This window comes from Leptolyngbya sp. Heron Island J, assembly GCF_000482245.1.
Lineage (GTDB): Bacteria > Cyanobacteriota > Cyanobacteriia > Phormidesmidales > Phormidesmidaceae > Leptothoe.
In genome coordinates this window covers 106,435-128,248 of record NZ_AWNH01000043.1, presented here as the reverse complement: position 1 = coordinate 128,248, position 21,814 = coordinate 106,435, and the positions used below count along the sequence as shown (strand labels likewise).

The following is a 21,814-nucleotide window of genomic DNA, read 5'->3' as shown; positions in this document are numbered from 1 at the left end:
GTATCGCCTCTTGCTCCTTCGCATGCAGACTTCGGAATCCCCTACCGCATCTTCCCTGAAACTGGATACCAGTTTGAACTCTAATACAGAGGGGTTTGATGCCCATGAGCCCCCTGATCAATCATTAATTGATGCCTGTGTCCACTGTGGCTTTTGTTTGACCACCTGCCCTAGCTATCGAGTCATCGGTAAGGAAACCGACTCGCCGCGCGGGCGGATTTATTTAATGGATGCCATCAATAAGGGCGAGGCCCCCCTATCTGCGGCGTCGGCCAGTCATTTTGAATCTTGCTTGGGGTGTCTGGCTTGTACGACGTCCTGTCCGTCTGGTGTGCAGTATGACCGGTTGATTGAGTCGGTGCGATCGCAAGTCAACCGTAACCATGAGCGACCTTTACCGATCCGGCTGCTACGCCAGCTGATTTTCTCCCTATTCCCTTATCCCGACCGGATTCGTCTGTTGCTCGGTCCCCTGGCTCTTTATCAATGGTCGGGAATTTCTAAGCTCATCCGCAGCACTGGGTTGCTAGAGCGCATCATGCCTCAGCTGGCAGCCATGGAGTCTAACTTACCGGCAGTTACCCCCCAGTGTTTTCAGGATAATTTGCCGGAGACTGTGCCCGCCCAGGGAGAAAAACGCTATCGAGTTGGGATGATTCTTGGCTGTGTCCAGCGGGTCTTTTTCTCAGATGTGAACGAAGCCACCGCTCGGGTGCTCAGCGCCAATGGCTGTGAGGTGGTGATTCCCAAAAGTCAGGGCTGTTGTTCAGCGCTGCCTGCCCACCAGGGAGAAACCGATCAGGCTCAGGCCCTGGCCCGCCAGATGATCGACAGTTTTGCCGACACGAATGTCGATTACATCATCATCAACGCTGCGGGCTGTGGCCATACCCTCAAGGACTACGGTCATATTCTTAAAGACGATCCTGACTATTGCGATCGCGCCGTTGCCTTTAGCAATCAAGTCCGTGATATTCAGGAATTTTTGGTCGAGGTCGGCCTCACGGCCAAACTCTCTGCCCTGACGGATGAACCCCTCAATCTGGTCTATCAAGATGCCTGCCATCTGCGCCATGGTCAGAAAATTACCCAGCCACCGCGTCAGTTGCTGAAACAAATTCCTCAGGTGAGTGTGTTTGATCCCATCGATGCCGAACTCTGCTGTGGTAGTGCGGGTGTGTACAACATGCTGCAGCCCCAGGTGGCCGATGAGCTAGGTCAAATGAAGGTCACAAATCTGCTCAATACTGGTGCCACCCTGATTGCCTCTTCCAATCCCGGCTGTGCCCTCCAGATTCAAAAACATCTGGAGCGCCAGGGAAAAACCGTACCGCTGATGCATCCTGTCGAGCTATTGGATCGATCAATTAGTGGTGAGAAATTGTCTTAGATCCCAGCTACCTCTGCCCGGCAAGAAATAGAAAATCAATTTAGACTACCAGAGGAGACAATAGTATCGATCCTCGCATCTATGGCCGACTGGAAAATTAAACTGCTTTACGACGGTGACTGCCCCCTGTGTCTACGCGAGGTCAACTTCTTGCAAACAAAAGACAACGGTCGCGGGCTAGTCGCCTTTACAGACATTGCCGCTGACGATTACGATCCCGCTGACAACGGCGGTGTCTCTTTTGAAACTGCCATGGCCCGGATTCATGCTGTTTTACCCGATGGCAGTGTGATCCAAAATGTTGAAGTCTTTCGCCAAGTCTATGCAGTGCTGGGGATCGGCTGGATGTATGCACCAACTCAATGGCCTGTGCTCGGTCCTTTGGTGGATAAACTTTACGATATTTGGGCTGACTGGCGTTTAAAGCTTACAGGTCGGCCCGATTTGGCTACAATTATTGCCCAGCGTAATCAGCGCTGTCAGCCTGACGAAGTCTGTCGGTTGTAGCACACACACGTAAACCGATGCCCATTGATCTGAGAAGCGATACTATTACCCAGCCTACCCTGGGTATGAGAGAAGCCATTGCCAAGGCGGTGGTAGGTGACGATGTCCTGGGCGATGACCCCACTGTTCAACAATTAGAACGTTATGTGGCCGGTCTTTTGGGCAAAGAAGCCGCTGTCTTTATGCCGTCTGGTACCATGACCAACCAGGTAGCGCTGCGCACCCACACAGAGCCGGGTGACGAGGTGATCTTAGAGTCTCAGGCCCACATTTATTACTACGAAGGGGGTGGGCCAGCGGCTCTCTCAGGGGTGACGTGTCGTTTGATCAATGGCGATCGCGGCGTTTTTAGGGCCACCGATTTAGCCCAGGTGTTGCGCCCCAGCAATGTTCACTTTCCTCACACAAAGCTAGTCTGTCTCGAAAATACCCATAATCGCGGCGGCGGCAAAATTTATCCCCTGGTGGAGATTGATGCGATTGCACAACTGTGTCAGCAGCATCAGCTTAAACTTCACCTTGACGGAGCCCGACTGTGGAATGCATGCATCGCCACTGACATCACCGCAGCCGATTATGTGAAAGCATTTGATTCCGTCAGCGTTTGCTTTTCCAAAGGTCTCGGTGCCCCCATTGGTTCAGCCCTGGCCGGGTCAAACGAATTTATCCAACGAGCCCGGCGGTTTCGCAAAATGTTTGGGGGCGGTATGCGTCAGGCTGGCATGATTGCCGCCGGAGCCCTCTATGCCCTCAAACACCATCGCCCCCGCCTACAAGCAGACCACAGTAATGCCCAAAACCTGGCTAAAGGCCTGCAGTCAATTCCAGGCATTGTCATTGAGCCAAAGACAGTAGAAACCAACATTGTTGTCTTTCAAACTGCCTCATTGTCAGCCCAAACCCTTGTCGAGCGATTAAAACAAAAAGGCGTTTACGTATTGGCCGTAGGACCAAAATCTATTCGAGCTGTCACTAATCTGATGGTGTCAGCAGAACAGATTCAACAAGTTCCCCATCTAGTAGAACTAGCTCTCATCGAGACTTAGGCGGGCGCACTCATGTGCGCCCCTGGAATTACACAACAATCTCAGCCTAAAAATAGACAGCACCAACGGTGTCGTAAAAAACAACATCAGATGTGTCTAAAATACTAGGCCACTGTGCATCGGCTTTAGTAATGTTGCCAGGGACATCTTCTTGCCACTGTTTTTGCACATCCAGACTGTAGTTGAGATACAGTTTGCCATCAACCACTTCCCATGCCTCAGGGACTGTTGACGCCAGGTTGCCTTCACTCAGCGCCTTGGCACAGTAACCACCATACTGGGGGGCATAGGCCTCCGGGTTGCTGGCAAACATGTCTTTGTGGGCCGCACTAGAAAAACGCCAGGTCGCACCGTTCCACTCATACTCATAGTCACTACTGCCTTCAACCGGCGCACCAACGGTAAAGTACGCTACGGGGTCATACCCTCGGATGGCAAGATTATCATTTGCCTGGGGATCAGAAAAGACGGTAGGAATATCAGCTGCCGCCGCTGCCGCGCAAGGATCGGCCGCAGCGGCGCAGGGGTCAGCCGCGCAAGGATCAGCTGCACAGGGATTGGCCGCACAAGGATCAGCCGCGCAAGGATCAGCTGCCGCTGCACAAGGATCAGCCGCACAAGGGTTCGCTGCACAAGGATTGGCCGCGCAAGGATTGGCCGCGCAGGGATTCACAGCCTCTGCTGCGCAGGGATTAGCCTGAGCTGTGGTGTATGGTGTGGGACCTACTAAGGCTGTAAAACTGACAATCGAAGCCGCAACAAGTGTAGAAAAATACTTAATTTTCATGGATCTAATATTCCTAGAAGCTAGAGATTAGTACGTTGGCAGCAGTAGGTTGGCAGCGCCACAGCTATATTGGCATCAAGCCCTCCCTTGAACCTGAGAGTTTGCTGAACTAATAATTAGCGTTCATCAGTTATTCCATAAGTCCTTCTCATACAGCGCACCCCAACCACTGTTGCCACATCATCACTTCCTATCTGAGGGGAGCAGATGACATCATAGTTCGCCTCAGATAGGCCAACTACTCAGCATCAGGCTGGAAACAATCTCAGGAGTGTTTGTTTAACTTCTAAATCGGATGCTTTTTTGAGAAACCAAAAGGTTGTCTCCCAAGAGAAAAATGAGACACCTTGATAGCCAGCCTGTTGTACCGCTGAAATCTCATCTACTGTGCGGTTAAACTCCTTGGCTGATTTTAACGGTCCTGTGTAAAGCCCAATGGCAATGGGAATTTGGGTGCGCAGATTGTGAAAGCCGCTGTTGTATAAGTCTTGTTCAAAAATGTTGAGGTCATCCCGGTAAAGCTGGACGACCACTTCATCCACAATGCCCAGGTTGACCCACTGGACCCAGTCTTGCAGATACTTGCGATAGGCAAAGCCAGGAGGGTTAGGGGATACAGAGACAATTGCTTCGGGTCGTACCTGTTTTACCGCCTGGGTAATGTCGGTGAGTAGTGTGGTAATGGCATGGGCCCGCCAGGCTATCCAGCCAGGGGCGCTGGGATCGTCGGGAGGGAGCGCACCGCCATGGCTGTCCTGGTAAAGCTGCACCGAATAGGGATCATAGCCCATGGAAATCGGCAGGCTAAAGTGGTCGTCTAGCTGAATGCCATCCACCGGGTAGCGCTTAACAACATCGACAATCAGATCGGTGAGAAACTGACGCACTTCTGGATGCATGGGATTGAGCCAGGCAATGTTGCCACCGCTAATCTCCATCTGAAAATTTTTGAGGGGCTGGGGCAGCAAAGGATGGGCTGACAGCGGTGCTGGGATTATGTCTCCAGCTCGGTTGGTGGTTAACCACTCGGGATGGGCTCTGGCGATGGGTGATGTTGCCGGTATCATCAGACCATATTCAAACCAGGGAATCAGCCGCATATTGTGGCGATGGGCCTGGCGGGTAAGACTGTGGAGAATGTCGTCAAAGGGATAGAGGGGGACATTGGCGATGCGATCGCAACACTGGCCGCCTGCCTGCTCAGTCACCTGATTGGGATACAGGGTATAGCCCTGATTCCAAACACTGGGATACAGGGTATTGATCCGATGTTCCGCCAGATTTGCGATCGCATCATCTAAACGAAAGCTGTAGTAATTAATGGCCGCCGCCACATTCGTCATCCAGACACCCCGGATTTGGCTGCTGGTGGTCAGCTTGACAGCCGGAGCCTGCCAGCTGGCCAGCACTAGCCACACCACTGCAATCCACAGTGCCAGATAGCGTCGCCGTTTGCGCCGGGCCAATTTAGCCCGGAGTAAACGGCGCTTAGATAATGTATCCGAGGATTTACCAGAAGAAGAGGGATTAGCGTCAGACATTCACCATGGACCAACGGGATTCTAAATACTTCACTACGCTATCTTCACCATGATGACCAATAATTTCGGTTGCATGCCGTTGCAGTTCTGACGTCGCATTGGCCGTTGCTACTGCCACATCTGCCAGCTGGAACATGGAGATATCGTTGTTATGATCCCCAAACACGGTCAAATTGTGATCCTGCAGTTCATGCAGCATTTGCAGCTCGCGAATGCCATTGGCTTTGGTGGCCGACTTATCCTGCAGTGTTAGCCAGTACCAGTCCGGCTGATAGAGATTTTCAAACAGATGCATATCGAGACGTTCAGGAAAGTGTTGCTTTAATGCTTGCGCCAGGACTGTCAACCGGGCTTGGGTGTCAATCAGCGTAAATCGCATCACCTGTTCGTCAAAAATTTCGGTTAGATCACCACGGCAGGACCAGCGACCATCTTCATTGGCCTCGGCATCATCGATATACCACTGAATGCCAGGATTAACGTCTGTGGTGAAGTATACATGGTCATCTTGACCGTTGTAGCTAGAAATTAACGGTTTGATACCGTGGGATTGTGCCAGCGCCAGAATCTCAGCCGCCAGGTCAATGGCAATGTCATTAACAATTAAATGCTCTCCTGTCGCTAGATCAGTAATATAGGCTCCATTTAGCTCAATTACTGGCAATGGTAATGAGACACCCTGAAAAATGGGACCGACAGAACTGATACTGCGGGATGTGGCCACGGTAAACGGCAAACCAGAGGCGAGTAAGCGATTTAGGGTATCTCGTGTGTAATTTGATAAGGTGGCTGTGGGGGTGAGTAAAGTGCCATCGAGATCCGAAACATACAGTGTGGGCATAGGTGATTTTGAGGCAAAACCAGGAAGTTGACGGTGAGCTGAGAGTCTTCGCGCAGTGAGGCTCGGAGTTTGAGCATAGGAACATTGGTCAGCCAGGTTTGGATTTGACCGTTCAGCTGTTGCCATGGTCATCAAAACCGATAGGGGCTACTTGTTCAGGTTGAGGCAGCTTCAAACCAGGGGAAATATACAAATGGAGCGATCTCCAATAGCGATCTCCAATTATAAAGCGATGGCAGTTTGATCTTTGGAGATGACTAGCACCGTACGAAATCTTTCTGGCTCACCATGGTTCTATCTATTAGAGAACTTTTCTATGCTTTGGGGATTGTTCCTCCAGGGAGACAAACTGTTTTACCCAGGATTATTCAGGTGACTAGCTGTTATCTGATTCTAATGTGTGTCTTTCAGCTTGGTAGTATATTGACTCTACTGCCTCAGAACCTCATTGTTTCGGTCCCTAATATTCATATTCTGATAGTTTCAGCCTCTATCTTTATTGCTATTTCGATGTTAATGCATCAAAGTCTCATAACTCGAAAAGGGTGGCTTAATTCAATAACTTATCTATGGTTCTCGCTTTTATTTTTGGGTGGAGTAGTACTGACACAGCTGGTGGTTACAGCTGATGCCTATACCTATGCCCCTGACGTAATTGCATCGTCCACGTCAGAGATTATGTCAGGTTTTTCGTCAAATATGTCCTTTAGCATCTACCTTGTGATCGCAATCATCTATACGCTAGGGCTAGTTTTAGTATTCCTTGGGACTCTTCTATCCTGGCGTGATTTGAGAAGATGGCTTTACAGGTAACGCTACCGTGTCTTATTACCATGTTTTATCTAGGTCTCATCACCCCGAAGAGTGGGCACTGCCCGCCCGCCTAAATCATCACTTGCAATATTTCTAATTCCTGCTGAATAGTCTCTTCCAATGTCTGCAAGCGTGCCACTGCTTGCTCTCGGTTAATTTCATTTTGTTGTTTTTTCTCTATTAGACTGCTTAACTCCAAATGCCGGGCGGCAATATCAGCGCTAATTTGCTCAACTGTCTGCTCTTCGTAAGCGTAAAAACAGTCTGTTACCGCTTTGTAGATCGACTGCCACTGGTCTGCAGCAATCTGGGGTAAATGTTTGACAAACTCTTTGCGGGTTGCCCGGATAAATTCCTGCCGCACGAACTCTGCTTGGACTGCCAAAATCCCGCCTAAGGCCGCAATCACACCAACAATATTCAAAAATAGGCTAGTAAAGATTAGCCCTAACGACTGTAGAATAATGGCCACACAAACAGAGCTAATGGTCATTTGTAGAACAGATTTCCAAAACCGATTCAGCGGTTGTACCGAATTGTTGAGTGTGTCGGGTACTGCATCAAAGAGATCGCGAATATCGTCAATCCAGGGACGTATATCATCAGCGGCTCCGGTTGCGGGGACATAAAACTTGGGTCCCGTCATTTTCTTTTGGATCTCTTCAACGACTTGGGTATAGGCCGCTTGGTAATCGATAGCGCTTTCGCTTAGCTCTGCAAACACCTCACTGATCGTTTGCGTGGCGGTCAATTCCCATTTGGTCAGCTGATCGTTGATGTAGCGTTCAAAGGCTCGCTTAAATTCTTTGTAAAAGTTATTCCGCTGGTTTTCGTCTAGAAAATTAAGGAAGTCGAGATCTGGCTGGGAGGCGACAAAGTCGGTGTCAAAGGTTTTTTCTAGACTGAGGATATAGGTTTTGAAGGAATTGGCAATGGCTTGGGCGGTGCGATCGCACCGTTGTCTGATCAACTGCCGATAGTTATCCCGAATCTTTTCTAGCTTGCCAAACTCATCTTCCACCGAGGCTAACCGTCGCTGCAGTTCACTCAGGTCTGCGTCTAACAGCGGAATCCGTCGCTCCACGGCTGCTTGTACGGCACTGTAGGCTCGCTGTGCCAGCTTAGCGGCCTGCTGAATTTCGGCCTGCCCCCGCTCTTGGGTCAAAAAAGTCTCCAGCGCAGTCAGCAGCTGATCCACCCCACTACCGGCCAGGGAGTCTCCCTGACGTCGCTGTCGGAGGGCGCTGAGAGCCGATACCTCAAACCAATGGGTGGGTAGACCCTGGGCAAATACCTGACGCTGACGTTGTTCTGCCTCGGCTAGCGCCGTCTCATCTGCCGGGTTTACCAGCCCTCGCTTAATCCGGTCCCAGCCATTGACGACATAGAAGCACTCCAGATCACGGCTTTGAACATAGTTTTGTAGATAGCGGCGCTCATCTAGGGTAATTGGCTGCAGTGCATCCAACACAAACAAAACTGCCTGGGCTTCGCTGAGATAGTTGAGTACCTGCTGATTGCGGGTTTCAGTATCGTTGAGACCAGGGGTATCAACAATTTCTAGCCCCGATGCTAACAATGGTATGGGGCACTCAATCACGACGTGGCTGATGTCGGGAAATGCATTGGTCTCCAGCTGACGCGCTTCATCGGCCGGAATGGTGTAATCGGCTCGGAAGGTCTCGAAATCAATGGTTTGAGGGGATGTGCCATTGTTGTAGTGCAGGATGACCCGTGGCTCTGGGCCATGGCGCAGCAGGCTCAGCAAGGCGGTGCAGGGGCTGACATCACTGGGCAGCAGCGACTCACCCACCAGGGCATTGATCAGCGTGCTTTTACCCCGCTTCATTTCCCCTAAGACAACGATGCGATACTTGCCCTGGTGCAGCTGCTCAGCCGTGCTTTGCAGCGGACGGATGTGGCGGGTTAACCCTAGCTGGCCAGACTGTTCAGTGGTTTCGGCCCGGTCCATTGCGATCGCAATCTGACTTAATGCCTGGGCAGCTTGCTGCCGCCGGTGGGTGAGTGCATCAAGGCTGCCGACCATTGACGAGTTAGCATTGGCTGCTCGAGGTGTGACCATAAGAACGTGCAAGAACGGCATTGCTGACTATTAAGCAGCTAATACTCTTTGACTAGTATTTACAGTCCAGTGTGCCTCAAATCCCCAGAATTGAGATCGGTGATCTCGGATGTGTAGCAGATCCAGTCGGAACGCGACAATACTTTGCCACACACAGCTGGCAGACTATTGTCTGCATAGGCAACAAAGTCGAGCACCAGTAGCGGCATCCCCAAGGGAATAGTTAAGTGTTTGGTCAAGTCATAGGTGGCCGGTATACACCCTAAATTCACTTTGCCAGCATTGAGATAAATGCCGTTTGCTTTGAGCGTGCTGTAGGTAAATCCTTGTTGTAATGAGTCTGTTAACCCTGCGCCAATGGACTCGGGGAAATAGTCAATTTCTAAGGCGATGGGAATATGATCTGCATAAATAATTTTTTCTTGCTGATACACGATAGCGGCTGGAGATACGGAGAGAGTCCGCGCCACTTCAGAGGATGCCTGAATACGATAGAAATTTAGTGATTGAATCTGGCCCACATAGCCCTGTTCTTGCAGGGCAACATCGAAGTGGGTCATGGGGTTAGAGATGGAAATGCTGATCTTGTGATGACCGCTGACAAAACTGCCTTTACCCTGCTGACTACTGACCAACCCCTGCTGAATCAGATTTGAGATAGCTTTACGTATGGTAGTTCGACTAACGCCAAAGAGTTCTCCCAGGTCAAATTCACTGGGTAGACGCTGTCCCGGCTCATAGTGACCCGCTTCAATTTTTTGTTTTAGTTGCTCCGAAATAACAATGTGCAGCGGTTGTTTATCTGCACACGGCTCACTTGGAACCATGGGGTATGAAGGCATGTCCAGAGGCTACTCCAGATATCCTAGCGGAAAAAAGGAGTAGGCGGTGATAGGTAAGGAGGGGCTTAGGTGGCGATTGATTGAAATCGACTAATTTTGAACAGGCTGGTGTCGTGGGGAGTGTGACTATCGATTGCCAGGTCCGCCAGCATCTTGCCTAACAAGGTGGTGAACTTAAAGCCGTGACCAGAAAAGCCTGCACCGATGATTACATGGGGATAGTCAGGGTGTTGATCCACAATAAAATCTTTGTCGAGGGTGAGGGTATAGAGACAGCGGCGGGTGCTGAGTAAGGAACCCGCAGTACCGGGAATATACTCCCTGGCCCAGTCGCGGATATGTTCAGTCCAGGTTTGACTGGGGGTATAGTCGACGTCGTCAGGTGTACTGACGGTCTCCCAGCCATAAAATGTGGTGATTTTAACACCGAGGCTGGAGTCCATATGGGGGATGCCGTAGGGCATTTCACCATAGATGCCGTTCATGTGGGCAAAGAAGACGGGGAAGGTGCCGGGGGTAAAGTCTGCCGTGTTATTAGGCTGGTAGAAACCGAGCTGACAGGGCATGATTTTGAGAGGTAGCTCGATGCCCTGTGCGGCTAGGAGGGATTTGGCCCAGCTGCCGACCGTGAGAACAATGCGATCGCAGCTAAACACCTCCTTTGCCGTATGCACCTCCACCCCATGGGTTCCAGGAATCACTTTAACCACGGGCGTTTGGTCCATCATCTCCGCTCCGTGCTGCTGAGCCAAACGAACATGGGCCAACAGGCAGCGGGAGGTGCGCAACAATCCAGACTCAGATTGAAACAATCCCTCCATGCCTTCTTTGAGCACAAACTGAGGATAGCGCTTCTGGATCTCCGCCCGGTTCAGGTGCTCATAGTCCAGCTGGGCTGTGTCCATACTGGTCTTGAGTTTTTGGAACGTGTCGGTATCAGGAAAGCCAAAGTCTAAACCACCGGTTTTGACATAGAGCTGCTCCCCCGCTTGTGCTTGCAGGTCAAACCACAGCGGGTAGGCATCCCGCATCAGGTTAATGTAAATGGGATTGTCATAGGTATAGCGGATAACGCGAGAGTAGCCGTAAGAGCTACCGTTTTGGTGGTTCAGCTCAAATTGTTCTAAGAGTAAAACGCGCTGGCCTGCTTTGGCTAAATAGTAAGCAGCCGCACTGCCGACACCGCCTGCGCCGATGACAATCGCATCAAAATGTTGGGCCATAGGTAAATGTCTCCTTGTTTGCTTTAAAGACAAGGAGGGTTACAGGGAGGAAAGCCCTGAGCAGCCCTCCTCACCATCAGCCCACCCCTAGAACTACAACGGCAAAAGAACCGATCAGCACTACCAAAGCCAAAGGCAAAACCAAGCCCTACGAAACGACTTTTTCAACAGCCCTTTCAGCCATCTGCATTTCTTTCCCTTCGAGCATGGCCAATTCCTGGCTTAATCCTCTATAGAGGCTATAGCACATCACCAACAACACAATTGCAAACGGTAGTCCTGTGGCAATCGACGCGGTCTGTAATGCCTGCAAGCCGCCGCCTAGCAGCAATACCGCTGCAACTACGCCTTCTGTAACGGCCCAAAATACTCTCTGGGGCACTGGCGAATCCATCTTGCCGCCTGAGGTTAAACTGTCTACTACTAAAGAGCCAGAATCCGATGATGTGACAAAGAAAACCACTACCAGCACAATGCCCACAAATGACGTAATGGCGGTCAGCGGTAGCTCTTGCAACATCACAAATAAAGCTGTGGCCACATTCTCACTGACGGCATCACTGATCACACCAGATAGGCCACCCAGTTCCATGGACATGGCGGTGCCGCCAAACACGGACATCCACAAAAATGTCAGCATCGTCGGCAGTAGCAGTACCCCTAAAAGAAATTCGCGAACGGTTCGTCCTTTAGAAACACGGGCGATAAAAATACCGACAAAGGGAGACCAGGAAATCCACCAGCCCCAGTAGAACACAGTCCAGCTGTTCTGCCATGCTGTTCCTTCAAAGGTTTCGGTCCAGAAACTGAGGGTGGGTAGAGAAGCGGCATAGTAGCCAACCACCTGGACAAAAGAACCTAGGATAAACAATGTTGGCCCCACCAATAGCACAAAGGTCATAAAGAGGGCCGCCAAAATCATGTTGAGTTCACTCAGACGACGGACACCCGCATCTAATCCAGAGACAACTGATGCGGTGGCAAACCCGGTAATGATGGCAATCAGACCAATCTGGATCGGGGTGCTAATGGGTAGACCTAGAAGAAAATTAAACCCGGCGTTGACCTGCTGAACGCCAAATCCTAAGGATGTGGCTAAACCAAATAGGGTAGAGGCAACCGCTAAAATATCGATGGCGTTACCGGCCCAGCCATAAATGCGATCGCCCAAAATGGGATAAAACACGGAGCGAATCGTTAGTGGCAATCCCCAGTTATAGGCAAAAAATCCGAGGGACAGACCCACGATGGCATAGATGCCCCAGGCGTGGAGTCCCCAGTGAAAAAAGGTGATCCCCAGTGCCTGCTGAGCTGCATCCTGAGAGAGTGGCTCAATTGCGCCAATTAATGCTGGCGGGTCTTGGAAGTGATATATCGGTTCTGCCACACTCCAAAACATGAGGCCAATGCCCATGCCTGCACTAATCAGCATGGCAATCCAGGCAAAGGTAGGGAACTCGGGCTTGGCATTTTGCCCCCCCAGACGAATTCTGCCAAATTTACTAAAGGCGAGAATAATGGCGATGCCCAGATAAACGCTGACGGACAGGATTAAAAACCAGCCCATTGCCTCAGCAATAAAGGTTTGAACAGCTCCAAATGCGTTCTCGGCTGGCTCACGGAAAACCAGGGTGATCAGCACAAACAACAAAATTAAACCAGCGGAGACTAAAAACACCTCTGGGTGAAAGTCAAAGCCGTAGCCGGCAATGTTGCGATCGCCAGGACGACGACCACTTTGAGATCGCCTGGGGGAGTCAAAACCCTCTTTCCCCTGGGCAATCGGTTTTTGTGGGGTCATGGTAGTACTACTCCAATGGGTAGAGCGAGCATAGAATATCTGCTCTATGGAAAAATTATGGATTGACCATCAGCAATGGTGCTCTTCAAAACAGCAGCGCGTTCTTCAGCGTTACTGATCCTCAGCATGATTTCGTCTTTAAGACGCCACCCTATAGCGTTTCTAATCGAGTGGTTCATCCTCTAAATCAGCAACGGCTTAGATTTCAACATTAGCTTCAAGATAAGGGGAGCATTATGACGCCTCTGTCTTTATCTATACAGTTGTCACTACAAGTTTTAAATGTCACAGGTTGCTGATGGAAAAATAACTTTTTAGGACGATTAAACTTTATCAGGCAATGGTTCAGATGTCTGGAAATCTTGAAAATAATAACAGCCTAAAACAATGTCTGGAATTGGGTTTGACCTCAATATAAATGGCTGAATCCCTATTTTAGATAGGCTTTTCCTAAAATACCTATGCTTCAAACCCTGCCAAATGCCTTTAGTTTATTTTCTAACAAAAATCTATAAATTGTCAAAAACATAACAATTTAAATAAAAGTTTGAATCCATATTCTGTGGTTTCAGGACTTGTAATTACAAGTTTAATTTTTGTAATTGCAACCTAAAAATAATCAAGAGCATCCACCATTATTCGAGATAGGGTGCATGACCACTGAGGCAGAGTATGAATTCCCCCCACGTCGTTTCAAAACCCGTCAGTGATTCTGTCAGTCGGCAAACGTCTGACGTTTGTTTAGAGTCCTCTGCTGTTCCCTCCCAGGATCGTCAATCCGGTCTTTTGGCGGCAGCTTATACCTCTGCTCAGTATCTAGAGCGAGAGCGGCAGACAGTGTTTAGCCAGGCTTGGGTTTGTGTGGGCCTGGCATCGGATTTGCCGAATCCAGGAGATGTTTATCCCACGGATGTGGCTGGGATATCGATTGTGTTGGTGCGCGATCGCATTCATCCCGATTCAACCAGCCCGCCACCGCTGCGAGCCTTTCACAATATCTGTCGTCATCGGGGGCTGCAGCTAGTGGACAAGCCCTGTAATGTCAGCGGTCGTATCCAGTGTCCTTACCATTCCTGGACCTACAGGCTAGACGGCACTCTCAAAGGCACCCCCCACTTTGGTGGATACTATCAGGATTCTTACAGTGGCTTTGAGCGCGATCGCAAAGGCCTGATTCCGATTCGATGCGAGCAATGGTTAGACTTGGTGTTTGTCAATCTATCGGGGGATGCCCCACCGCTCACCGAGTATTTAAAACCGGCAATCGAGCGCTGGTCTGATTATGACCTCAGCTTGCTCAGACGGGAGTCACGGGAAGTTGGTCTGGAGTGCAATGCCAACTGGAAGCTAGCAGTAGAAAACTTTTCGGAAAGCTATCACCTCAGCTGGGTGCATCCGGCCCTCAACAGCTGTTCTCGGATGGAAGACCACTTTGGATTTGATCTCGGCGGTCCACATGTGGGTCAGGGCAGTCTGCAGTATAAAAGCGGTGTCGTAGACGGGCGTTCACTACCAACCTTTCCCAACTTAGAATCGTCGGGAAAACAAACCATAGCCGAATACATTACCGTCTTTCCCAATCTTATGTTGGGGGTTCACCCCGACTACTTTCTGGTGTTTCTGGCCAACCCCATCAGCCCTGATAAAACCGCAGAGCGGATGCTTTTCTACTTTGTGGGAGACGGGGCCATGACGCCGGAGAACCAAGCCCTACGTCATTTGCCCATCGACCTGTGGCAGGTAACCAACGATGAAGATATCGCCATGATTGAACGGATGCAGATCGGTCGCCAATCTCCTGGGTTTGACGGCGGGTGTTTCTCGCCTGAACTGGAACAAACTGTCTATCAATTTCAACAGGCCATTGCTAGGGCGGTAGGGAGCTGATTTTGCCCTGATCCCCCCCTTTGGTCCGGTGGGCACCGTCTTCCCCCTTTATCTCCTCTACCTTTTAGTCCCAGGATTTTTCATGAAAACAAACGCATCTGTTGTCATCATTGGCGCGGGTATTGTTGGTTGTAGCACTGCCTATCACCTAGCCCAGCTTGGCTGGACCGACATTGTTGTGGTTGATCAAGGCCCCCTATTTGCCACTGGTGGGTCCACCTCCCATGCCCCTGGTCTGGTGTTTCAGACCAATTCATCTAAAACCATGACGCTGTTGGCTAAGTATACAGCTGAGCTCTACAGCCAGCTCAGCACCGAGGAGGGACCGGCCTATTATCCAGTGGGTGGGGTGGAAGTGGCCTATACCGAAGCCCGTCTGCAGGAACTCAAACGTAAGTTGGGCTGGGCAAAATCCTGGGGCTTAGAGGGAGCCTGTCTGCTGACTCCAGCTGAGGTGAAAGCTAAGGTACCCCTGATCGATGCGGCTAAAATTCTCGGGGGCTACTATGTGCCGACCGATGGTATCGCTAAAGCCCTGCGAGCGGCTGAGGCGTTGGCCAAGGGAGCTGGCGCTGCGGCTAAATTCTATGGGGAGACTTTGGTTACAGATATTAAGGTGGTCAATGGTCAAGTGCAGGCGGTGGTGACCGATGAAGGTCGCATTAAAACCGATAAGGTGCTGGTCTGTGCCGGGATTTGGGGACCGCGCATCGGTCGCATGGTGGGGGAGATTATTCCCCTGACTCCTGTGCAACATCAGTATGTCAAAACAGGCCCTATCCCTGAACTGGCAACGGCAACTGCAGAAGTGGCGATGCCCATTGTGCGCCACCAGGATCATGCCATGTATTTCCGACAGCATCAGAACTGTTGGGGGATTGGCTCCTATCAGCACGAACCGCTGCTGGTGGACCCAGATAACATTTTGCCCTACGCCGATGCGCCCGTGATGCCCTCTGTGATGCCGTTTACAGAAGAATATTTTGCTCCGGCCTGGAAATCCACCCAGGAGTTGTTTCCGGCTGTTGCCCAGGCTGAGCTAACCGACAAGATGAATGGCCTGTTTTCCTTTACCCCAGACAGCGGCTCTGTTGTGGGTGAATCCGCCAAGACCAAAGGTTTTTGGGTCGCAGAAGCCGTGTGGGTGACCCATGGTGGCGGTGTGGGCAAACTGGTGGCGGAACTGATGACGAGCGGTGTCACGAGCCTTGATCTCCATGAGATGGATATTCACCGCTTTCCCGATGTGTGTAAAAGCGCAGACTATGTACTCAAAGCGGGAGCCCAGCAGTATGACGAGGTTTACGACATCATTCACCCGCTGGACCAGCAGACCCACTCACGGGGCTTACGGGTGAGTCCCTTTTATCCACGTCTGCAGGAACTGGGAGCCCAGTTTGTAGTGAGTGCGGGCTGGGAGCGGCCCCAGTATTTTGAAACGAATGCCAATCTTTTGGAGGAGTATTCTATTCCTGCGCGACAGGGCTGGGCCGCTAAAAACTGGTCACCGATTCAGGGAGCAGAGCATCTGGCCACTCGCGATCGCGTCGCTCTCTACGACCTTACCCCCTTTGCCAAGTTTGAAATCACCGGCCCTGGTGTGGTGGATTATCTGCAAAACCTCTGTGCCAACAACATCGATAAACCCGTGGGCAAAGTGATCTACACCGCTATGCTAGACGCCAATGGCGGCATTATGTGCGATCTGACCGTGAGTCGTCTGGGTCCCCAAAAATACTGGGTGATTACTGGCGGTTCAGCTCACGGTCACGACCTAGCCTGGATGAAAGCCCATGTGCCCGCAGACAGCTCGGTACAAATTGTGGATGTATCCTCCAGCTATTGCTGTGTTGGTCTGTGGGGACCAAAAGCCGAGGCCGTTCTCCAATCCCTGACTCAGGTGGATGTATCAAAATCAGCCTTTGGTTTCTTTACCAATCGGTCATTTTATATCGGCAATATTCCGGTCCTGGCATCACGAGTCTCTTATGTGGGTGAAGCAGGCTGGGAGATCTATGCCCTGAGCGAATCGGGCCTAAAGCTTTGGGATATGCTGTGGACAGCGGGTCAAACCCATGGGATGGTTGCCGCTGGCATGGGCGCGTTTGACACACTGCGTTTAGAAAAAGGCTTTTTGCTCTGGGGTAGCGATATTCATACTGAATATGATCCCTACGAAGCGGGTTTAGGGTTTGCCGTCAGACCTGAGCCAGGAGACTTTATTGGCAAAGAAGCCCTGTTACAACGTCGGGACTATCCCAGTCGCAAGCTATGTTATCTCACCCTGGATGACCCGACAGCGGTTGTGATGGGGAAGGAACCAGTGGTGGCAGATGGCAAAGTATTGGGCTATGTCACCAGTGCTGGCTATGGCTATTGTTTAGGCCGATGTATTATCTATGCGTATTTACCCCTCGGCTACGCAACACCAGGTACCGCTGTCACCGTTGAGTATTTTGGAAACTCTCTTGCCGCTACGGTTGTTGAAACCTTGCTGTAGGTAAAGGATAGCGGCGGACAAAGGTATGAGGATGGAAGTGTGAGGATGAGTCACTTAACTTTGTGTAAGTGGCTTAAATTCTACGGACTGAACGGCAAAATATCTGAAGATCTAACAATAGGTAGGAAGGTTAGGGTGTCGTCTGCCTATGGCTGACCCCATTTTCCCTTCCCTAGTGTGGTCCCTAGTGTGGAATGACTACAATGGGTGCATCATCACTTATATTGATATCCCACTTGTTTGGTTGTCTATGGCCATTCCTGACGACTATTATGCCCGGTTACAAATATCTCCCAATGCCACTCCAGCGGAAATAAAAGCGGCGTTTCGACGATTGGCACGACGCTATCACCCGGATCTAAATCCAGATGATCCCGGTGCGTTAGAAAAGTTTCGAGCCTTGCATGAGGCCTATGAAGTATTGACCGATCAGGTGCAGCGGCAGCGCTACGACCACACGGGGACAACTGAGTATGATGGCACTCGACCCCAAACCGCCCATGATTTTTATCTACGAGGAATTCAGCAGACGCTGACTCGCCACTATAAGGCAGCGCTGGCTGATTTTGATCGGGCGATTGAGCTACAGCCGAGCCTGGCGGAAGCCTATTTGCGACGGGCTCAGGTCCGCTACATCTTAGAGGATGATGCGGGGGTACTGGCCGACTGTCAGCGATTATTGCAATTTACCCAAATCTTACCCCAGACCTATTACTACCTGGGGCTAGCGCGATATCGGCTGGGGTATACCGAAAGTGCGATCGCCGCGTTTACCGAAGCCATTGCCCAGGAATCCGATGATCCCCAGGCTTATTTTCAGCGGGCCGTGGCCTATGAAGATATTCATGAGTGGGACGAGGCGATTACTGATTTGCAAACGGCCTCAATGCACTATCAGGCCCAAGGAGATTTGGAAGGGTATCATCGCAGCTGCGATCGCATTCAGATCCTACGTCAGCAGCGACGGTTTAAGCGCAGTTCCCCAGCTGGTTCCAAAGTCGCCCCCAGACGATTGCAGTTGTTAGGGCAGTTTAATCGTCTGGTGTTTGGCCTCTTGGGCAATCCAGCAGCAGAACTGCCGGCGATATACAGCCATCTCGGCTCACGTCAGGCGCTGCCGGTTGGCTGTCTGCTAGCGGGGGTGGGTTTGAGCGGCTTTACCCTGGGAGGCTACGTGCTACAGTTTGCCTCCCTGGAAGCCAGTAGAAATACGGCTCTTAGTGCTCTCTGGCTATCAGGAAGTGCAACATTTTTAAGTTTGATCATCATGTTAGGGATCTCACGCCTGTTTCTCCGCCGTCAGGGAAACTGGGCTGGTGATACCTTTATTGCTGGAGCCACCGTCCTCCCCCTGGGCATATTTGTCCTGATTAGCCCTGTTGCCCTCAGGCTACCGTGGCTGTGGTTGTTGCTGCTGTGTGTGACTAGCCACCACACATTTTTGACCTTGCACAGTGGCTATAGTCAAATTCACCATCATCGCGAGGTGGTCGCAACCTGGCTCTCTCCCAGTGTGTTGTTTACCAGTTTAAGTATCGGCTATCTGATGTTACAAGCCTGGCTCTAGCCACTTTAAAAAATCTCTCCTAGTCCTCTCACTCATGCCGTCTCACTCATGCCGTCTCACTGGCGCTCTCTGGCAATTCGCCAGCTGAGTAGAATGACGGGCAACAGCCCCACCAACAGAATCATTAACGCCGGAGCTGAGGCTTCCACCAGGCGTTCATCAGAGGCATATTGATACACCCTGACTGCTAGGGTATCAAAATTAAACGGCCGCATCACTAGCGTAGCGGGCAGTTCTTTCATCACATCCACAAAGACCAGGATCATCGCTGTCAGGAGACTACTGGCCATCAGCGGTGTATGGATTCTGATCAAGGTTTGGGTGGGGGAACAGCCCAAACTGCGGGCTGCATCATCGATAGTGGGACGAATTTTAGCCAGACCTGACTCGACGGTTCCCAGGGCCACCGCGAGAAACCTAACTAAATAGGCAAAAATTAGAGCAGTGATCGTACCACTGAGAATGAGCCCAATATTGTTGCCGGTGGTGGCTTCCACCCAGTTAGCCAGGCGCTTGTCGAAGCTAACAACAGGAATCAAGATACCGACAGCAATGACAGCACCAGGTACGGCATAGCCCATGGACGCGAGCCGTACCCCCAGGTTAACTAGCCGTTGTTTACTCAGGCGCTCCCCGTAGCCGAGTACCAGGGCAATAACCACGCCTAAACCGGCGGTGAGCCCAGCTAGAATCAGGCTATGCCGGGCCAGTTCCAAAAATCGGTTGTCCAGAGTTTCATCAAGATGGGTCACGGTCATTTGCATTAGTAACCCGGCGGGTAACAACAGACCCAGGGCAATTGGCAGACCACAGGCCAGGGTTGCTCCCAAGGCTCGTAGGCCTTTGAGGGAATAGGTTTGGGGCCGTTGAACACTATTTTTGGCCTGGTAATATTTGGCCTGTCGGCGTGACCAACGTTCTAGGATAATCAGCACCAAAATGAAAACCATGAGCATGGCTGATAGCTGGGCTGCGGCGATCTGGGCTCCCATGCCAAACCAGGTGCGATAAATACCCGTGGTAAAGGTGGCTACGCCAAAGTAGTCAACGGTGCCAAAGTCGCTCAAGGTTTCCATCAATGCCAGGGAGAGCCCGGCGACGATGGCTGGTCGGGCCAGGGGTAGGGCAACTTTAAAGAAACTGCGCCAGGGGCCACACCCTAGGGAACGGCTGGCTTCTAGGGTACAAACCGACTGTTCTAGAAAGGCTACCCGCGTCAGCATATAAACATAGGGATAGAGGGTGAGGCTAAACATGATAATTGCCCCGCCCACCGAGCGAACATCGGGAAACCAGTAATCGTTAACGGATTGCCAGCCAAAGAGAGATCGCAACCACAGCTGCACCGGCCCAAAATAATCCAACCAGTCCGTGTAGGTATAGGCCAACAAATAGGCGGGGGCAGCCAGCGGCAGCAGCAGCGCCCACTCAAATATACGACTGCCGGGAAAGCGACACATGGTCACCAGCCAGGCGGTGCCAATTCCCAAAACCAGTACCCCTGCCCCCACTCCCACCATCAACAGTAAAGAATGGGTAATGTACTGGGTCAGCACGGTTGAAGCCAGATGGCTAAAAACCCCTTCGCTGGGCGAGAAGATACTGCCCAAAACCACTAAAATGGGTGACGCCACCAGCAATGCGATCAGCCATACCACCAGGGTCCAGCCATTGAAGCGGGGCAAAGGGAGGCGAGACACTTCCGTCGTTGTGGGGGTGATCATGAACGCTGCAGTCAACATCAATGGGTTGACTTATTGTCAGCCATAGTTGACCGTTGCATCAACTGTTGTACTGTGTTTTGCTTGCCCCAACCATGGCTTCAACTGTCTTAATTATTGGTGGTAGCGGTCGGATTGGTCGTAGCGTGGCCCTGGATTTGTTACGCCACACGGATGTTACTCTGACCCTAACCGGACGACGACCCCAGCCTAGGTTTAAGTTGGAGCCGCGTCAGCAGTATCGCGCTTTGCGATTAGAGGATCAGGCCCAGGTGGGGGCTGCGATCGCAGCTCACGACTTAGTCATCCACTGTGCTGGACCGTTTCGTACCCGAGACCTCCAGGTTCTCAGGCAGTGTATTGAGCAGGCTACCCCCTACATTGACATCGCCGATAGCCCTGATTACGTTAGTGAAGCCCTGGCCCTGAGCGATGTCGCCCAGGCTGCTGGTGTCTCCTGTATTGTCAGTACAGGAGTATTTCCCGGTATTTCCAACAGCATGGTCCGCCAGGGGATTGAGCAGTTGGACTCAGCTGATCAGGTGCATCTGAGCTATCTGGTGGCAGGTTCAGGGGGGGCGGGTGTCACGGTGATGCGCACCACATTTATCGAGCTACAAACCCCGTTTACAGCCAAAGTTAACGGCCAGCACGTCACGATTCAGCCCTACAGCGAGCGAGAAGTGCTTCCCTTTCCTGAACCCTACAACCAAGGGGCTGGCGTCTATTGGTTTAATACTGTTGAAGCCCTCACCCTGGCGCAATCCTTTCCCCAGCTAAACAGCGTCATCACCAAGTTTGGCTCGCTGCCTGATGCCTACAATCGTCTGACCGGCCTGATGACGCGGTTACCCGCAGGCTGGCTAACATCAACGGCTGTCATAGAGAGTCTCTCGCAAATCAGCTATGCCATGACCCAGGTCACCGATCGCTTCAGTGGCACTGGCATTGCCATGCGTCTCGCTATTGATGGACAACAGCGCGGACAAGCTGCAAGATATCTGGCCACAGCCACCCATCCAGATACAGCTGCCGCCGCTGGCTATGGGACCGGCAGCATGGCTCAACTAGTACTGTCCGGTCAGCTCTCTCGACCAGGCGTATGGTCGGTAGAACAAGCACTGCCAACGTCTCTTTTTGAAAAGACGCTGGCAGCACGTGGATTAGTGATCAACAACACGATATGTTGCCCCCAGAATTCGGAGTTTGGAGGCAGAAACTAATGCATTAAACAGCTTGTTGGCATGCCATACAAGATGAACTGT

General features: G+C 51.3%; 15 protein-coding genes. 7 read left to right on the top strand and 8 right to left on the bottom strand.

Annotated elements, in window-relative coordinates:
- Window positions 1-22 precede the first annotated feature (22 nt).
- The 3 genes from N836_RS52325 to ltaE all read left to right on the top strand — a co-directional run bounded on the left by N836_RS52325 (window position 23) and on the right by ltaE (window position 2,943).
- On the top strand, window positions 23-1,390 hold the full coding sequence (locus N836_RS52325; RefSeq protein ID WP_023072819.1) for a (Fe-S)-binding protein: 1,368 nt from the start codon (window positions 23-25) through the stop codon (window positions 1,388-1,390).
- Between the two features lie 81 nt (window positions 1,391-1,471).
- Window positions 1,472-1,897 (top strand): thiol-disulfide oxidoreductase DCC family protein, encoded by a 426-nt coding sequence (locus tag N836_RS52320; protein WP_023072818.1) that lies wholly within the window; start codon window positions 1,472-1,474, stop codon window positions 1,895-1,897.
- A gap of 17 nt (window positions 1,898-1,914) precedes the next feature.
- Window positions 1,915-2,943, top strand: a complete 1,029-nt coding sequence (ltaE, locus tag N836_RS52315; RefSeq protein ID WP_023072817.1) for a low-specificity L-threonine aldolase — start codon at window positions 1,915-1,917, stop codon at window positions 2,941-2,943.
- Between the two features lie 46 nt (window positions 2,944-2,989).
- Here the strand turns inward: ltaE and N836_RS52310 are convergent, their stop codons facing one another.
- The 7 genes from N836_RS52310 to N836_RS52275 all read right to left on the bottom strand — a co-directional run bounded on the left by N836_RS52310 (window position 2,990) and on the right by N836_RS52275 (window position 12,874).
- Window positions 2,990-3,730 carry a YHS domain-containing (seleno)protein gene (locus N836_RS52310; RefSeq protein WP_023072816.1) on the bottom strand — a complete coding sequence of 247 codons (741 nt, stop codon included), beginning with the start codon at window positions 3,728-3,730 and terminating at the stop codon, window positions 2,990-2,992.
- Between the two features lie 248 nt (window positions 3,731-3,978).
- The gene (locus N836_RS52305; RefSeq protein ID WP_023072815.1) at window positions 3,979-5,271 is read right to left on the bottom strand and encodes a glycoside hydrolase family 10 protein; all 1,293 of its coding nucleotides are present in this window, start codon (window positions 5,269-5,271) and stop codon (window positions 3,979-3,981) included.
- Window positions 5,264-6,244 carry an HAD family hydrolase gene (locus N836_RS52300; RefSeq protein ID WP_023072814.1) on the bottom strand — a complete coding sequence of 327 codons (981 nt, stop codon included), beginning with the start codon at window positions 6,242-6,244 and terminating at the stop codon, window positions 5,264-5,266. Before N836_RS52300 ends, N836_RS52305 begins: the two co-directional genes overlap by 8 nt.
- 751 nt (window positions 6,245-6,995) lie before the next feature.
- Window positions 6,996-9,008 carry a dynamin family protein gene (locus N836_RS52290; protein ID WP_023072812.1) on the bottom strand — a complete coding sequence of 671 codons (2,013 nt, stop codon included), beginning with the start codon at window positions 9,006-9,008 and terminating at the stop codon, window positions 6,996-6,998.
- 59 nt (window positions 9,009-9,067) lie between these two features.
- Window positions 9,068-9,835 carry a GntR family transcriptional regulator gene (locus N836_RS52285; protein ID WP_023072811.1) on the bottom strand — a complete coding sequence of 256 codons (768 nt, stop codon included), beginning with the start codon at window positions 9,833-9,835 and terminating at the stop codon, window positions 9,068-9,070.
- A gap of 80 nt (window positions 9,836-9,915) precedes the next feature.
- On the bottom strand, window positions 9,916-11,073 hold the full coding sequence (gene solA / locus N836_RS52280) for an N-methyl-L-tryptophan oxidase (RefSeq protein WP_023072810.1): 1,158 nt from the start codon (window positions 11,071-11,073) through the stop codon (window positions 9,916-9,918).
- Window positions 11,074-11,221: 148 nt separating this feature from the next.
- Complete coding sequence (locus tag N836_RS52275; RefSeq protein WP_023072809.1) at window positions 11,222-12,874, bottom strand: BCCT family transporter; 1,653 nt, start codon at window positions 12,872-12,874, stop codon at window positions 11,222-11,224.
- Between the two features lie 672 nt (window positions 12,875-13,546).
- Here N836_RS52275 and N836_RS52270 point away from each other — a divergent pair.
- From N836_RS52270 to N836_RS52260, 3 genes are all read left to right on the top strand, one after another.
- A complete protein-coding gene (locus tag N836_RS52270; RefSeq protein WP_023072807.1) occupies window positions 13,547-14,761 on the top strand; it encodes an aromatic ring-hydroxylating oxygenase subunit alpha in 1,215 nt (404 codons plus the stop codon).
- Between the two features lie 82 nt (window positions 14,762-14,843).
- Complete coding sequence (locus tag N836_RS52265; RefSeq protein WP_023072806.1) at window positions 14,844-17,261, top strand: GcvT family protein; 2,418 nt, start codon at window positions 14,844-14,846, stop codon at window positions 17,259-17,261.
- 148 nt (window positions 17,262-17,409) lie between these two features.
- Window positions 17,410-18,828 carry a J domain-containing protein gene (locus N836_RS52260; RefSeq protein WP_023072805.1) on the top strand — a complete coding sequence of 473 codons (1,419 nt, stop codon included), beginning with the start codon at window positions 17,410-17,412 and terminating at the stop codon, window positions 18,826-18,828.
- Between the two features lie 56 nt (window positions 18,829-18,884).
- Here the strand turns inward: N836_RS52260 and N836_RS52255 are convergent, their stop codons facing one another.
- Window positions 18,885-20,552 (bottom strand): ABC transporter permease, encoded by a 1,668-nt coding sequence (locus N836_RS52255; protein WP_023072804.1) that lies wholly within the window; start codon window positions 20,550-20,552, stop codon window positions 18,885-18,887.
- A gap of 92 nt (window positions 20,553-20,644) precedes the next feature.
- On the opposite strand from N836_RS52255, the gene N836_RS52250 reads away from it, so the two are divergent.
- Window positions 20,645-21,772, top strand: a complete 1,128-nt coding sequence (locus N836_RS52250; RefSeq protein ID WP_023072803.1) for a saccharopine dehydrogenase family protein — start codon at window positions 20,645-20,647, stop codon at window positions 21,770-21,772.
- The last annotated feature ends 42 nt before the right edge of the window (window positions 21,773-21,814 follow it).